This window comes from Pantoea sp. (genome assembly GCF_032114055.1).
Classification (GTDB): Bacteria; Pseudomonadota; Gammaproteobacteria; order Enterobacterales; family Enterobacteriaceae; genus Pantoea.
On the sequence record NZ_DAMCTB010000001.1, the window covers coordinates 846,789 to 861,058 of the forward strand.

Below are 14,270 nucleotides of genomic sequence, written 5' to 3' on the forward strand. Positions count from 1 at the left end.
TTAGCCGGTGGCGGGCCGCTGCTGCTGCCAGAGCCGCAGCGTGATCAGCAGCGCGCCCAGCACCATGATGGCGGCCGCCAGATAGACCGACTGCATTCCCCAGTGCCCGATCAGCAGGCCCGCCACCGGGCCGGTTAATCCCAGACCCAGATCGAGAAAGGCGGAATAGGTGCCCAGCGCCGAGCCCTGATCCTGCCGTTCGACCCGCTTAACCGCCTCCACGCCCAGCGCAGGAAAGACCAGCGAAAATCCGCTGCCGGTGAGAAACGCGCCTGCGCCCACCAGCCAGGCGCTGTCCGCCTGCCAGATCATCATCAGCCCCAGCGCCTCCAGCAGGAAAGAGCAGAGCGAGACGCGCAGGCCGCCAAAAAGGGTAATAAAGCGACCAAACCCCAGCCGCACCAGCACAAACCCCAGACTGAAGAGCGTCAGCGCATAGGCGGCACCCTGCCAGCCGCGGCTGGCGAAATAGAGCGTGATAAAGGTGGCGATCACACCAAAACCGATCGTGCCAAACCCCAGCGCCAGGCCATAAAGCCAGACGCGGGAGAAGACGCGATGAAACGGAATGCGCTCACCAACGCTGACCGTGACCGCCGGTTTGCGGCTGGCCATCAGATAGCCACCTATCCCCATCAGCGCAATCAGTCCGGCAAACCCGCTCATGCCTGCGGCACTGTTCAGCAGCACGCCCAGCGGCGCGCCCACGGCCATCGCCAGATACGTGGCGACGCCGTTCCAGGAGATGACGCGCGCCGTCTGCAGCGGCCCAACGATATTCATACCCCACAGCGTGGAGCCGGTACTACTGAAGCTCTCGCCTACCCCGAGAAACAGCCGGCCCGTGGCCAGCAGCGCCAGACTCAGCCACGGCCAGCTGCTCATCAACGCGGCCAGGATCGTCAGCACGCCGCTCATGCCGCAGCAGAGCAGCCCCAGCATCACCACCCGCTTTGGGCCCAGACGATCGGCCAGGCGGCCCGACTGGGGGCGGCTGAGCAGCGTGGCAAAATATTGAATGCTGATAATCAGTCCGGCGGTAAAGGAGCTGAAGCCAAGATGATTTTTAACGAAGCCTGGCAGCACCGCCAGCGGCAGTCCGACAGAGAGATAGCAGAAGAAGGTGAAGATGACGACAGAGAGGATACGTTTGTTGAGCTGGCTGTTGCTCAGCCCGGCGATATCAGACATAGCAGGTTTAGCGGGTCAGGAAGTTTGGCCCACTATACCGTCAGGCGATCGGCGGGTCGCCTGGTTTTTATCACAAACCGTGAACGCTCGCGTGACGATCGATCGCCTGCGCGATGTCGCCTGAGTTTTTTAACGCCCGGATTTCAATGAACAAGCCGTCGGCGTCGCCATAGGCTTTGCGCAGATAGCCGAGCCACTGTTTGATGCGTGCCACATGGTAGAGGCCGGTGTCACCCTGCTTCTCCAGACGGCTGTATTTCTGCAACAGACGCACCACGTCAGGCCAGGCCATCGGCGGTTCGTTATATTTGACCACCCGGCTCAGGTTCGGGATGTTCAGTGCGCCACGGCCAATCATCACCGCATCGCAGCCGGTCACCGCCATACAGTTTTGCGCGCTCTGCCAGTCCCCTATCTCGCCATTGGCAATCACCGGAATACGCAGCCGCTGACGAATCTCGCCAATCGCCTGCCAGTTAATCGCCTCTGCGCGATAGCCCTCTTCTTTGGTTCGCCCATGCACCGTCAGTTCGCTGGCACCCGCCTGCTGAACCGCATCGGCAATCTCCAGGCTGCGGGCGCTGGAGTCCCAGCCGAGCCGCACTTTCACCGTCACCGGTAAATCCGCAGGCACCGCTTCACGCATCGCTTTCGCACCGCGATAAATCAGATCGGGATCTTTCAGCAGCGTTGCACCGCCTCCGCTGCCGTTGACCAGCTTAGAGGGACAGCCGCAGTTGAGATCGACACCCCAGGAGCCTAGCGCCACCGCGCGTGCGGCGTTCTCGGCCAGCCATTCGGGATGCTGCCCCAGCAGCTGCATACGCACCCGCGTGCCGGAGGGCGTGCGGCTGGCGTGATGCAGTTCGGGGCAGAGGCGATAAAAGGATTTTACCGGCAGCAGCTGGTCGACCACGCGCAGAAACTCTGTGATACAGAGGTCGTAGTCGTTTACTTCCGACAGCAGCTGGCGCACCAGTGAATCCAGTACGCCTTCCATCGGTGCCAGTAAAACTCGCATTATCAGACGTTCCCGGTGCGCTTCGGAGCAGGACGACGCGGACGGGACGCGGGCTTATCGCCCTGCGGAGCAGGCTGCCCCTGACGACGCGCCTGTGGGCGGCGTTCGCCGGATGAGCGGGGTGCGCCTGCACCCTGACCACCCTGGCCGCGACCACGGCCGCCGCCTGCACCACCGCGTGACTGCTGCTGACGACCGTTGATGATCGGTTCCGCTTTGATGCTCGGATCCGGCTCATAACCGGCAATCGCCAGGCGCGGGATCTCGCGCTTCAGCAGACGCTCGATGTCACGCAGCAGTTTGTGCTCATCCACGCAGACCAGCGACAGGGCTGACCCGGTGGCTGCCGCACGGCCGGTACGGCCAATACGGTGAACGTAATCTTCGGCGACATTCGGCAGCTCGTAGTTCACGACGTGCGGCAGCTCTTCGATATCCAGACCGCGCGCCGCGATATCGGTAGCCACCAGGACGCGGATGGCGCCTGACTTAAAGTCGGCCAGCGCACGGGTACGGGCACCCTGGCTCTTGTTGCCGTGGATGGCGGCAGCGGTAATGCCATCTTTGCCCAGCTGCTCGGCAAGGTGGTTAGCGCCATGCTTGGTACGGGTAAAGACCAGTACCTGCTGCCAGTTGCCTTCGCCGATCAGTTGCGACAGCAGTTCCCGCTTACGCTTCTTATCGACGAAATGCACCTGCTGGGCAACCTGCTCAGACGCGGTGTTGCGGCGGGCCACTTCCACCATCTCCGGGTTGGTCAGCAGTTTTTCCGCCAGACCTTTGATCTCATCGGAGAAGGTGGCAGAGAACAGCAGGTTCTGACGTTTGGCCGGCAGGCGCGCCAGCACGCGACGGATATCGTGGATAAAGCCCATGTCGAGCATCCGGTCCGCTTCATCCAGGACCAGCACTTCAACCTGTGACAGGTCAACCGCATTCTGGTGCGCCAGATCCAGCAGACGGCCCGGTGTCGCCACCAGCACATCAACGCCGCCACGCAGTTTTACCATCTGCGGGTTGATGCTGACGCCGCCAAACACCACCATCGAGCGCAGGCTCAGGTATTTGCTGTAGTCGCTGACGTTTTCGCCAACCTGCGCCGCCAGCTCACGGGTCGGGGTCAGGATCAGGGCGCGTACCGGGCGACGGCCACGCACGGGTTTTGCACTGGCAGAGAGTTTCTGCAATAGCGGCAAGGTAAAACCGGCTGTTTTGCCGGTGCCGGTCTGGGCACTCGCCAGCAGATCGCGGCCAGCCAGCACCACAGGAATCGCCTGGCGCTGGATAGGTGTAGGTTCGCTGTAGCCTTGTTCGGCAACCGCGCGCAAAATATCGGCACTCAGGCCGAGAGAGTCAAAAGACATTACGTGGTTTACTCCGGTCCGCTCTGACCGTGATTCACGGTGTAGTTTTCAGAGGGATAGTGACGGCAGCTGGGGCTGACGCGTGAAAAGGGCACAAACTACGATGCGTAAGCGGCCGAGTGTAGCAGCTTTAAATGAAGTGTGCGAGATAGCTCACATTTACTGACAACTTAACGCGCTGAAAACAGGAAGGCCACCTCGCGGTGGCCTTCAGCTTAGCTACGTTTGTTTTCGATTGGCCGCGCGGGCTCTTTCGCCAGCAGCGAAACCAACGCCGGTCCCAGCAACATCACTACGCCCAGAGAGGCCAGCAGCAGGTTATTGTGGTAGATTCGTGACACCAGGAACAGTGTCATCATAGCGGCGCCAAAGTAGTAAGTGGTGGTCGCTTCTTCAAGATAATCACCCAGCGTCCGTAAACGTGCGATGCGCTGTGTTACCAGCATGGCAACAAACACCAGTGCATACATCGTCACCAGTACACTACAGACATCCACCAGCGCCTTATGCTTCCAGCCCCAGATGAGTGCAGCAATGACCAGCAGATGCATAACACTATGCATCAACGTCTGACCCGTCATGATTTGAATACGATTAGACCATTTCATTCATTTCTCCTGGCAGACCCAACAGGTCGCCCAAGTGCTACCGGCACAAGCCGGAAACGGTTTCCTCAATGTAAAACAATTTTCGGATAACGCCCTAATTATCGCGCGCCTTCACCATCCGTTTGTGACAAAGACTACACTTTGATTCTGTTGATGATGAAAAGGAGCGCGTCGCGAGTATGCCACAAAACCAGCAAGGATTTTCAATAAAAGTCCTGACGATCAATACACACAAGGGTTTCGCCCCGTTTAATCGCCGCTTCATCCTGCCTGAATTACGCGAAGCCGTTCGCGCAACGGCGGCGGATGTGGTCTTTCTTCAGGAGGTGATGGGTACCCACGCCATTCATTCGCTTAACCATGAAGCGTGGCCCGCCTCCTCCCATTACGAGTTTCTGGCTGACACCATGTGGAACGATTATGCCTACGGGCGCAATGCCGTCTATCCGGAGGGCCATCACGGCAATGCGGTGCTGTCGCGCTTCCCGATTACCGACTATGAGAACCGCGATATTTCGGTCGCGGGCAGTGAGAATCGCGGCATGCTGCACTGCCAGATCGCCCTGCCCGAGCCGCACGGTACGCTGCATGTTATCTGCGTTCATCTGGGTCTGAAGGAAGCCCATCGTCATGCACAGATGAAAAAAATATGTGAAATGGTGACCTCGCTGCCGCCCGATGCCCCTGTTGTGGTGGCAGGCGACTTTAATGACTGGCAGCGACGCGCCAACGCCATTTTAAAACAGGGCGCAGGTCTGAAAGAGGTATTCAGCATGAAAACCGGACGCCCGGCGCGTACCTTCCCGGCACGCTTCCCTCTCCTGCGGCTCGATCGCATTTATGTCCGCAACGCCACCGTCAGTCATCCGTGGGCACTGCCGCGTAAACCCTGGTCACATCTTTCCGATCACGCGCCGCTGGCGGTGGAGATTCACCTATGAATTTTAACTGGCAGGACGGCAACCGACTGCTGTTGCTGGAAAATGGCGAAGCGTTTTTCCCGCGGGTCTTTGGCGCGATCCAGCGGGCGGAACACACAGTACTGCTCGAAACGTTTATCCTGTTCGAGGATGAGGTGGGTAATGCCCTGCACCGCGAACTGCTGGCGGCGGCCCAGCGAGGTGTCCGGGTGGAGATGATGGTCGATGGTTACGGCTCCGCCGAACTCTCCGATCAGTTTGTCAGCAGCCTGACCAGCGCAGGGGTACGCTTTATCTATTACGACCCGCGGCCGCTGGTGATGGGGATGCGCACCAACGTGTTTCGCCGTCTGCACCGCAAAACCGTGGTGGTGGATGACGTGGTAGCCTTTGTCGGCGGCATCAACTTCTCAGCCGAGCACAACACCGATTATGGCCCGGAGGCGAAGCAGGATTACGCGGTGCAGGTCAAGGGGCCGGTGGTGGGCGATATCGCCCGCTATCTGCAGCAGGCAATCGGCAGCGAACAGCCTACCCGCCGCTGGTGGGGAGGACGCTCTCACCGTCCGGCGGTGAACGCCACGCCCGGTGATGCGCAGGTGCTCTACGTCTACCGCGACAACGACGATCATCGCGATGATATCGAAAAGCATTACATGGAGATGCTGAGCAAGGCGAAACGGGAGGTGATTATCGCCAACGCCTACTTTTTCCCCGGCTACCGGCTGCTGCGTGAGATGCGCAATGCCGCGCAGCGCGGCGTCCGCGTGAAGCTGATCGTTCAGGGCGAGCCGGATATGCCGATTGTGAAAGTCGGGGCAGAGCTGCTCTATAACTATCTGGTGGATGGCGGCGTGGAGGTCTATGAATATATCCGTCGTCCGCTGCATGGCAAAGTGGCGGTCTGCGATGACCACTGGGCCACTGTCGGCTCCAGCAATCTCGACCCGCTCAGCCTGTCGCTGAATCTGGAGGCAAACCTGATCATCCACGACCGTCCTTTTAACCAGACGCTGCGTGACAATCTGGATGCGCTGATGACCAACGACTGTCAGCGCGTGCAGGAAGATCGCCTGCCGCCACGCAACTGGTGGCAACTGAGTAAAAGCGTGGTGGTATTCCACTTTCTGCGTCATTTCCCGGCCATTGCGGGCTGGCTGCCCGCCCATACCCCACGTCTGGCGCAGGTCGCCGCGCCGGTTCAGCCTGAAATAGAAACTCAGGATCGCATTGAAGCTGACAACCCGGGAGCGAAATCCTGATGGCAAAAAAACATCCACGCTGGCAACTCGCCAAAAAAATCCTCACCGTGCTGTTCTTCATCGCGGTCGTGGTGCTGCTGGTGGTCTACGCCCGCAAAGTGAACTGGGAAGATGTTTATAACGTTGTCGTGAACTATAACCGCTTTGTGGTGCTGACTGCCGCCGGACTGGTGGTGCTGAGTTACCTGGTTTATGGCTGCTATGACCTGATTGGCCGCGCCTACTGCGGTCACAAACTGGCGAAGCGACAGGTGATGCTGGTGTCGTTTATCTGTTACGCCTTTAACCTGACACTGAGTACCTGGGTGGGAGGTGTCGCCATGCGCTACCGGCTCTACTCCCGGCTGGGGCTCGACAGCGGCACCATCACCCGCATCTTCTCCCTGAGTATCGCCACTAACTGGCTGGGCTATATCCTGCTGGCGGGCGTGGTATTCAGTGCGGGCATGGTGTCGATCCCCGGTGGCTGGTTTATCGGTGAAACCACGCTGCGGCTGATTGGTGTCGTCCTGCTGGTGCTGGTGGCGGTCTATCTCTGGGCCTGTGCCTTCTCGAAGCAGCGCCGCTGGACGATAAAAGGCCAGACGCTGCAGCTGCCTTCACTGCGCATGGCGCTGCTGCAGTTCGCCGTCTCCTGTGCCAACTGGATGGTAATGGGCGCGATTATCTGGCTGCTGCTGGGGCGTGACATCGGTTATCCGATGGTGCTGGGCGTGCTGCTGATCAGCAGTATCGCGGGCGTGATCATTCATATCCCGGCTGGCATTGGTGTACTGGAAGCGGTCTTCCTTGCGCTGCTCAGCGGTCAGCACGCCTCGCACGGCACCATTATTGCGGCGCTGCTGGCCTATCGTGTGCTCTACTTTATTCTGCCGCTGCTGCTGGCGCTGGTGCTCTATCTGGGGCTGGAGAGCCGGGCAAAGCATCTGCGTCAGAAGAACGAACAGAAGCTGCAGAAGTCGTAATAAAAAAGGGAGGCGCAGCCGGTGCGCCTCCCTCTCTGCATTATCCCTTAACGGCGGTTGCCGAAGATCCGCAGCAGCATCAGGAACAGGTTGATAAAGTCCAGGTAGAGCGTCAGCGCGCCCATAATCGAGTAGCGACGCAGGTTTTCCGTGTCGCGGGCATCGATCTGCTCACCGATGTTTTTCAGCTTCTGCGTGTCATAGGCGGTTAAACCGACAAACACCACCACCCCGATATAGGTAATCGCCCACATCAGCGCCGGGCTTTTCAGCCAGAAGTTCACCAGCGACGCCAGCAGGATACCAATCAGCGCCATAAACAGCAGGCTGCCCAGACGGGTCAGGTCGCGTTTGGTGGTGTAGCCGTAGAAGGTCATCGCACCAAACATCCCCGCCGTGACGAAGAAGGTGCTGGCGATAGAGGAGTAGGTGTAGACGAGGAAGATGCTCGCCATCGTCAGGCCAGTCAGCGCCGAATAGAGCATAAACAGCCCGGTTGCCACCGCCCCGCTCAGACGATGAACCATGCCGGAAAGAACAAACACCAGCGCCAGCTGCGCGATAATCAGCCCGAAGAAGGTGATGCGGTTAGCAAACACCAGCTCCATCACCGCTGGCGTGCGAGCCGCAAACCAGGAGACAAACGCCGTCAGTAACAGACCGCACGTCATCCAGCCATAGACCTGCGCCATATAGGCCTGCAGCCCACGCGAGGCGGGTTGAACGATAGAATCATTTCGTGGATATCGGTCCATGATGCACCTCTTGTTAAAATGAGAACGCGCTTCCCGCAGGAAGCCGGTTAACTGCGGGTCCGGCAGGATCATCCTCCATGGTCTGCGCGACCGGAAGAGGCTGAGCGCGGAGCTGGGTAGCCGTTCACCGCGCCTGCCGGAACCGTCTCTAAGTGTGGCACAGCTCAGCTCAACTGCGCCACAACCTGCCGCTTAGCGCCGCGACAGACACTGCTGATAGCGACTGTCGACGCGCTGCGCAAACCACGCTGTGGTGAGATTACGGGTAATTTTTGGGCTTTCGAGCTTAATGCCCGGCAGCATTTCGCGCGGCAACCGGCGACCGGCCATCTTATCCGCCAGGGTAAAGACCTGTTTCCACAGTGTGCTGTCGCTGAAACTTTCCTTATCCCCCTTTTCCAGATCGCGACGGATTGCGCTGTTGCTCATATCAATCTGCCTGGACAGGGTTCGCACCGCCAGCTCTGTGCTGCCCGCCGCGTCCGACCCATAGAGAATCAGATCGCCATCCAGCGCCAGCTTCATGCCGGTCGCGCGCGCCACTGCCGCCTGGAACGCTGCATTGCGGCTTGCATACCAGCCCGCATTGAAATCGGCGAAGCGATAAAGTGGCTGGGTGTAGTCCGCCGGGTAGCCGAGCAGATGCATCGTGCCGAAGTAGATCCCGCCGTGGCGGGTGAAGACTTCACGCCGGATAGTGCCATCGACGGGCCACGGATAGCCTCTGGCATGGGCTTCGGCAAAGGCAATGCTGACCTGCATCGGCCCGCCGGTGTGGATCGGGTTGAGATGACCAAACAGCGTCTGGCCCATCGGCACCATATCGATCAGATCGTCGAAAATGGCGCTCAGCTCTTTTTCACTGCGTACTTTATCCAGCCGGGCGGCGTAGCTCTCGCCGGTAGGCGATTTAATCTGCAGCGCAGTGCGCACCAGAAAAGCAGGCACGTGTACTTTTGCCGCCCGGCGATCAATCTCCGCCCAGGCAATCTTTGACAGGCCCGGCACGGCGGCGTCGGCGCTGAAGTTGCTCTCCTGATCCGCGACGGCGATTACCGCACAGAGATTGCTGGCGCTGGGATCGATCTGCTGCGTGCGAAAGGCGGTGTAGATGTCGTCTCGCCACGCCGCTTTATTGCTGACGTGCGGCGGCAGCAGCCGCTGGATTTGCGCTTTAACATCTTCTGGCTGCCGGACCGGCGCCTCAGGGGTTTTCTTACTGCTACAGCCTGCCAGCACCAGCGCGGCGACCAGTGTCAGACGTTGCAGAATCGGAGTAAATGACATGCCTGTCCTCAGAATTGACGAAAACCCTACTCTATCATCGCCGCGCTGCGCAGACAGACAGGAACTGAACTAAGGTTAGCTTTTTTAACGGTAAAGGAACTTACGATGTTTAAACTCTGGCCAGTTGCGGCGTTCAGCCTGCTTTTAAGCGGCTGTGGTGCCAACAATACCCCCGCGCAGGTGCATTCACCGGGTGCGCCCACCTCCTCCTCTCTTAAAGTCCTGGAGACCGGCGCCAGCGTGCTGCAGTCGCGCCCGCCGATTGAGGCCATTAACACCTACCTCGACGGTTTCCATTTTTACAACGGCGATAAAAACGGCCAGATGGAGGCGCACCACTATGTCACCGTGCTGAACGACGACGTGATGCAGGCAGTAATTTACGACGGCAACACGCGCGACGCGCGGCTGATGGGGGTTGAATACATCATCAGCGAGCGGCTGTTTAAAACGCTTCCGCCTGAAGAGAAGAAGCTGTGGCACAGCCACCAGTATGAGGTGAAATCGGGCACGCTGATTGCACCGGGCCTGCCACAGGCCGCCGACCACGCCCTGATGACGCGCATCGTGAACACCTACGGCAAAACCTGGCACACCTGGCATACCGATCGCGATAAAACGCTGCCGCTCGGCATTCCGGCACTGATGATGGGCTTTACCGCGGATGGTCAGATGGATTCGCGCCTGCTGGCCGATCGCGATCGCCGCTTTGACGTGGATACCAAAGCGATCCGGGCCGGACGGGCGGATATCGTCGCGCATCCGGCGGCGGCAGGCGCCAACGCCTGGCAGCAGGGTCAGGTGATTCAGCTGAAACGCACAGAGGGCGGCGGTGAGCACAGCCACGGTCAGACAGGGTTTGGTCCGGCGGAGCAGCTGAAACAGCCTTAACGAGGAGATAACAGGCTGGCGGGATCGCTCAGCGGTCAGCGTGCGCGTCCCGCTGAACCTGACGTTTTACTCCCAGCGCTGTGCAGCCTGATGGTCGCTGTCGCGGGCGTCCACCCAGCGGTCGCCCTGCTCTGTGGCTTCGCGCTTCCAGAACGGTGCGCGGGTCTTCAGGTAATCCATGATGAACTCTGCGGCAGAAAAGGCGCTGCCGCGATGGGCGCTGGTGACGCCCACCAGCACGATCTCATCGCCAGGAAACAGCTCACCGACGCGATGGATCACCGTGACGCGCTGCAGCGGCCAGCGTTCACGCGCTGCCCCGACGATCTCGTGCAGTGCTTTTTCGGTCATGCCGGGATAGTGCTCCAGCGTCAGCGCGGCGACGTCATCGCCCAGATTATGGTTGCGGACTTTGCCGGTAAAGGTCACGACCGCCCCATCCTCATCACAGGCCGCCAGCCAGCGGTAAGCCTCCGCCATATCGAAAGGCGCGGGGCCAACCCGAATCTGCGTCTCCATCTCAGCCTCCGGTCACGGGCGGGAAAAAGGCGACTTCATCCCCGTCATGTAATGGATGACTCATCGGCACCAGCGTCTGATTCACGGCAGCCAGCAGTCTGCCCGACTCCAGTGCCAGCGCCCAGCGATCGTCCCGATCGGCCAGCGCCGCGCGCAGCGAGGCCACATCCGGATAGCCCGCAGCTACCTCAAGCGACGCGGTGCCGGTCAGCTCACGCACCTGCGCGAAGAACAGTACGTTAATCATGCGTCACCGCCTGAAAATCGCCGCTTTTGCCGCCGCTTTTACTGATTAAACGCAGCTGGTCGATAACGATGTCCTTCTGCACCGCTTTGCACATGTCGTAGATGGTCAGCGCAGCCACCGAGGCGGCCGTCAGGGCTTCCATCTCCACGCCGGTCTTACCGGTCAGACGGCAGAGTGAAGTGATGCGCACCCGGCTGTGCGCCGGTTCCGCCTCCAGATTGACTTCCACCTTGCTCAGCATCAGCGGATGGCAGAGCGGGATCAGCTCCCAGGTACGTTTCGCGGCCTGGATACCGGCGATGCGCGCGGTGGCAAACACATCCCCTTTGTGGTGACTGCCTTCAATAATCATCTGCAGCGTCTTTGGCTGCATCAGCACCAGCACTTCAGCCCGTGCTTCGCGCACGGTGTCGGCTTTGGCGGAGACATCCACTATATGCGCTTCGCCCGCCGCGTTAATGTGTGTAAGTTGAGACATACTTATCGTTTTTACCGTTTCTTCAGATGTGAGACAAAATTGCAGGGCGCGGTCCGCGCGTCGAGCTGATCCGCGATAATCCGCTCCCAGGCCGTGCGGCAGGCGCTGGTGGATCCCGGCACGGCCAGAATCAGCGTCCCGTTAGCCAGACCGGCAACGGCGCGCGACTGCAGCGTCGAACCGCCAATCTCCTCATAGGAGATCATCCGGAAGAGTTCGCCAAACCCGTCAATTTCGCGGTCAAACAGCGGCAGCAGCGCTTCCGGTGTGCTGTTTTTCAGATTAAAGCCGGTTCCGCCATTGATGATCACCACCTGTACATCGTCACTGGCGATCCAGCGTGACACCGTGGCGCGAATGCGATAAAGATTTTCCGGAACGATGGCGTGATCGACCACTTCATGGCCCGCTTCCGCGGCGGCGGCGCGCAGATAGTCGCCGGAGGTGTCGTTACTGGCATCGCGACGATCGGACACGGTCATCACCGCAATCTGCACGGCCTGAAATTCGCTGGCGGATTTACCCATACTTCCTCCTGAAATTAGCCACCAATATAAGAGAGATTCTGTGTGATGCCGGTGTTGCCCTGGTGCAGGAAGTGCGTCTGCTTTTTCTGTCCCAGGCTGCTGGCAATCCGCGCCTGCAGTTCGGCCTGCTGATCGTCCGATGCCAGCAGATCGCGCAGCGGCACACCACCATCGCCAAACAGACAGAGGTGCAGATTGCCCTGCGCCGACACCCGCAGGCGATTGCAGCTGGCACAGAAATCTTTGGCGTAAGGCATGATCAGGCCGATTTCACCGACATAGTCGGGATGATAAAAGACCTGCGCCGGACCGTCACTCCGCCCGCTTTCGCGACGCTGCCAGCCCTGGGCGATCAGCTGATCGCGGATGACCGTGCCGGAAACATGCTGATCGCGGAACAGCGTGCCGCCATCGCCGGTTTCCATCAGCTCAATAAAGCGCAGCTGGATCGGCCGGGTGCGGATCCAGTCCAGGAAGGTGGCGAGATTACGGCTGTTGAGGTCGCGCATCAGCACGCTGTTGACTTTGACCTGGCGGAAGCCAGCGTTCAGCGCGGCATCAATGCCGCTCATCACCTGATGGAATTTATCCTGGCCGGTGATGGCGTGAAACTGACGGGCATCCAGGCTGTCGACGCTGACGTTGAGCGCAGTCAGCCCCGCCTCGCGCCACTGCTTCACATCACGTGCCAGCCGGTAGCCGTTGGTGGTCACCGCAATCTGACGAATCGCGGCATTTTCACGCACGGCAGCGATGATGTCGGTGAAGTCGCGGCGCAGCGACGGCTCGCCGCCAGTGAGCCGCACTTTTTCCGTACCGGCGGCAGCAAAGGCGCGCGTGACGCGACGGATTTCATCCAGTGAGAGAAAGCTTTTGTTACGAATTCCCTGCGGCTTGTAGCCGTCAGGAAGACAATAGGTACAGCGGAAATTACAGACATCCGTGACCGACAGGCGCAGGTAATAGAACTTACGCGCGTATGCATCAGTAAATTGTGACACCAGAACACCTTTCCAGATTGGGAGATGCAGTCATTTCTTCCTGCACCCTGGCAGCTCGAAGGCTACGGCCTGAATCCCCTATCCGCAGACGTAGGCATTCAGGCTTGAGTGTACGCTGACCCGTTGATCAGCGCGGTAACCATGATGGTAGCGTGATTTACGCCACTCTTCCATGTGCTGTTTTCGCTATATAACCTTATACATATCGAATTTTCACCGCATTTTCACGACAGGATACGTTAAAATACCCGCCAGATTTTGACGCAAGTCATTCGCGCGGGCTTAGCGTTTAGAGCCTCGCCACGCGAACGGATTTTAAGGAGAAGTATGAATCGCACACTGGCCGATCTTGATCGCGTTGTGGCACTGGGTGGCGGACATGGTTTAGGCCGCGTCATGTCTGCCCTCTCCCCGCTGGGCTCGCGTCTGACCGGGATCGTCACCACCACCGACAACGGCGGGTCAACCGGCCGTATCCGGCGCGCCGAGGGCGGCATCGCCTGGGGCGACATGCGCAACTGTCTCAATCAGCTGATTGCGGAACCCAGTGTCGCATCGGCCATGTTTGAATACCGTTTTTCGGGCAATGGCGAACTGGCCGGACATAACCTCGGCAACCTGATGCTGCGGGCGCTGGATCAGCTGAGCGTGCGTCCGCTGGAGGCGATAAATATCATCCGTAATCTGCTGAAGGTGGATGCTTTTTTGATCCCGATGTCCGAGCAGCCGGTTGACCTGGTGGCGATGGATGCCGAAGGCAACATGGTTTACGGCGAAACCGCGATCGACGAGATGAAGCAGCCGCCGCAGGAACTGATGCTGCACCCTAACGTGCAGCCCACGCGCGAGGCGCTGCAGGCGATTGGTGACGCGGATCTGATTCTGATCGGGCCTGGCAGCTTTTACACCAGCCTGATGCCGATCCTGTTAATGGAGGAGATGGCGCAGGCGCTGCGTCGCACACCTGCAACCATGGTGTTTATCGGCAATCTGGGGCGCGAGCTGAGCCCGGCCGCTGCCAGCCTGACGGTCGCCGACAAGCTGCAGATGATGGAGCGTTATATCGGTAAGCGGGTCATTGATGCCGTCGTCGTCGGGCCTGCGGTGGCAACCCAGGGTATTGAAAACCGCCTGATTGTCCGTGAACCGCTGGAGGCCGCCGACATTCGCTATCGTCACGACCGCCAGCTGTTACGGGTGGCGCTGGAACACGCCATTCAGGGCGTTTAACGCC

16 protein-coding genes and 1 riboswitch are annotated in these 14,270 nt (G+C 59.6%); of the genes, 5 read left to right on the plus strand and 11 right to left on the minus strand.

The window, feature by feature from the left end; translation table 11 throughout:
- The 4 genes from RT657_RS03960 to RT657_RS03975 all read right to left on the minus strand — a co-directional run bounded on the left by RT657_RS03960 (position 1) and on the right by RT657_RS03975 (position 4,184).
- On the minus strand, positions 1–1,191 hold the full coding sequence (locus RT657_RS03960) for an MFS transporter (protein WP_313652617.1): 1,191 nt from the start codon (positions 1,189–1,191) through the stop codon (positions 1–3).
- Positions 1,192–1,261: 70 nt separating this feature from the next.
- Positions 1,262–2,212 (minus strand): tRNA dihydrouridine(16) synthase DusC, encoded by a 951-nt coding sequence (dusC, locus tag RT657_RS03965; protein WP_313652619.1) that lies wholly within the window; start codon positions 2,210–2,212, stop codon positions 1,262–1,264.
- A 2-nt stretch (positions 2,213–2,214) separates the two neighbouring features.
- Entirely contained in the window at positions 2,215–3,576 is a 1,362-nt protein-coding gene (gene rhlE, locus RT657_RS03970) for an ATP-dependent RNA helicase RhlE (RefSeq protein ID WP_313652621.1), read from the minus strand.
- 215 nt (positions 3,577–3,791) lie between these two features.
- Positions 3,792–4,184 (minus strand): YbhQ family protein, encoded by a 393-nt coding sequence (locus tag RT657_RS03975; protein ID WP_313652622.1) that lies wholly within the window; start codon positions 4,182–4,184, stop codon positions 3,792–3,794.
- Positions 4,185–4,363: 179 nt separating this feature from the next.
- Between RT657_RS03975 and RT657_RS03980 the strand changes: the two genes are divergently transcribed.
- Genes RT657_RS03980 through RT657_RS03990 form a run of 3 tightly spaced genes read left to right on the plus strand, consistent with a single transcriptional unit; the run spans position 4,364 to position 7,331 of the window.
- Positions 4,364–5,125, plus strand: a complete 762-nt coding sequence (locus tag RT657_RS03980; protein ID WP_313652623.1) for an endonuclease/exonuclease/phosphatase family protein — start codon at positions 4,364–4,366, stop codon at positions 5,123–5,125.
- Positions 5,122–6,366 carry a cardiolipin synthase ClsB gene (gene clsB / locus RT657_RS03985; protein ID WP_313652624.1) on the plus strand — a complete coding sequence of 415 codons (1,245 nt, stop codon included), beginning with the start codon at positions 5,122–5,124 and terminating at the stop codon, positions 6,364–6,366. The genes RT657_RS03980 and clsB overlap by 4 nt, the downstream gene beginning before the upstream one ends.
- Positions 6,366–7,331: a lysylphosphatidylglycerol synthase domain-containing protein gene (locus tag RT657_RS03990; protein WP_313652625.1), complete on the plus strand. Its 966-nt coding sequence runs from the start codon at positions 6,366–6,368 to the stop codon at positions 7,329–7,331. Before clsB ends, RT657_RS03990 begins: the two co-directional genes overlap by 1 nt.
- Positions 7,332–7,378: 47 nt before the next feature.
- On the opposite strand, the gene RT657_RS03995 is transcribed toward RT657_RS03990, so the two are convergent.
- Both RT657_RS03995 and RT657_RS04000 read right to left on the minus strand, forming a co-directional pair.
- The gene (locus RT657_RS03995; protein ID WP_111139831.1) at positions 7,379–8,086 is read right to left on the minus strand and encodes a Bax inhibitor-1 family protein; all 708 of its coding nucleotides are present in this window, start codon (positions 8,084–8,086) and stop codon (positions 7,379–7,381) included.
- Positions 8,087–8,278: 192 nt separating this feature from the next.
- Entirely contained in the window at positions 8,279–9,373 is a 1,095-nt protein-coding gene (locus RT657_RS04000) for a DUF1615 domain-containing protein (RefSeq protein ID WP_313652627.1), read from the minus strand.
- Positions 9,374–9,478: 105 nt separating this feature from the next.
- Between RT657_RS04000 and RT657_RS04005 the strand changes: the two genes are divergently transcribed.
- Positions 9,479–10,264, plus strand: coding sequence for an OBAP family protein (locus RT657_RS04005; RefSeq protein WP_313652628.1), 786 nt, complete (start codon positions 9,479–9,481; stop codon positions 10,262–10,264).
- Positions 10,265–10,330: 66 nt separating this feature from the next.
- Here the strand turns inward: RT657_RS04005 and moaE are convergent, their stop codons facing one another.
- From moaE to moaA, 5 genes are all read right to left on the minus strand, one after another.
- On the minus strand, positions 10,331–10,783 hold the full coding sequence (moaE, locus tag RT657_RS04010; protein ID WP_313652629.1) for a molybdopterin synthase catalytic subunit MoaE: 453 nt from the start codon (positions 10,781–10,783) through the stop codon (positions 10,331–10,333).
- A 1-nt stretch (position 10,784) separates the two neighbouring features.
- Entirely contained in the window at positions 10,785–11,030 is a 246-nt protein-coding gene (gene moaD, locus RT657_RS04015; RefSeq protein WP_313652631.1) for a molybdopterin synthase sulfur carrier subunit, read from the minus strand.
- Positions 11,023–11,508, minus strand: a complete 486-nt coding sequence (moaC, locus tag RT657_RS04020; RefSeq protein ID WP_313652633.1) for a cyclic pyranopterin monophosphate synthase MoaC — start codon at positions 11,506–11,508, stop codon at positions 11,023–11,025. The genes moaD and moaC overlap by 8 nt, the downstream gene beginning before the upstream one ends.
- Before the next feature lie 11 nt (positions 11,509–11,519).
- Positions 11,520–12,035 (minus strand): molybdenum cofactor biosynthesis protein B, encoded by a 516-nt coding sequence (gene moaB, locus RT657_RS04025; protein WP_313652634.1) that lies wholly within the window; start codon positions 12,033–12,035, stop codon positions 11,520–11,522.
- Positions 12,036–12,049: 14 nt separating this feature from the next.
- Positions 12,050–13,036, minus strand: a complete 987-nt coding sequence (moaA, locus tag RT657_RS04030; RefSeq protein WP_313652636.1) for a GTP 3',8-cyclase MoaA — start codon at positions 13,034–13,036, stop codon at positions 12,050–12,052.
- Positions 13,026–13,159: riboswitch (molybdenum cofactor riboswitch) on the minus strand. Its footprint overlaps the gene before it by 11 nt.
- 204 nt (positions 13,160–13,363) lie before the next feature.
- Between moaA and yvcK the strand changes: the two genes are divergently transcribed.
- Positions 13,364–14,266 (plus strand): uridine diphosphate-N-acetylglucosamine-binding protein YvcK, encoded by a 903-nt coding sequence (gene yvcK, locus RT657_RS04035; RefSeq protein ID WP_313652637.1) that lies wholly within the window; start codon positions 13,364–13,366, stop codon positions 14,264–14,266.
- The last annotated feature ends 4 nt before the right edge of the window (positions 14,267–14,270 follow it).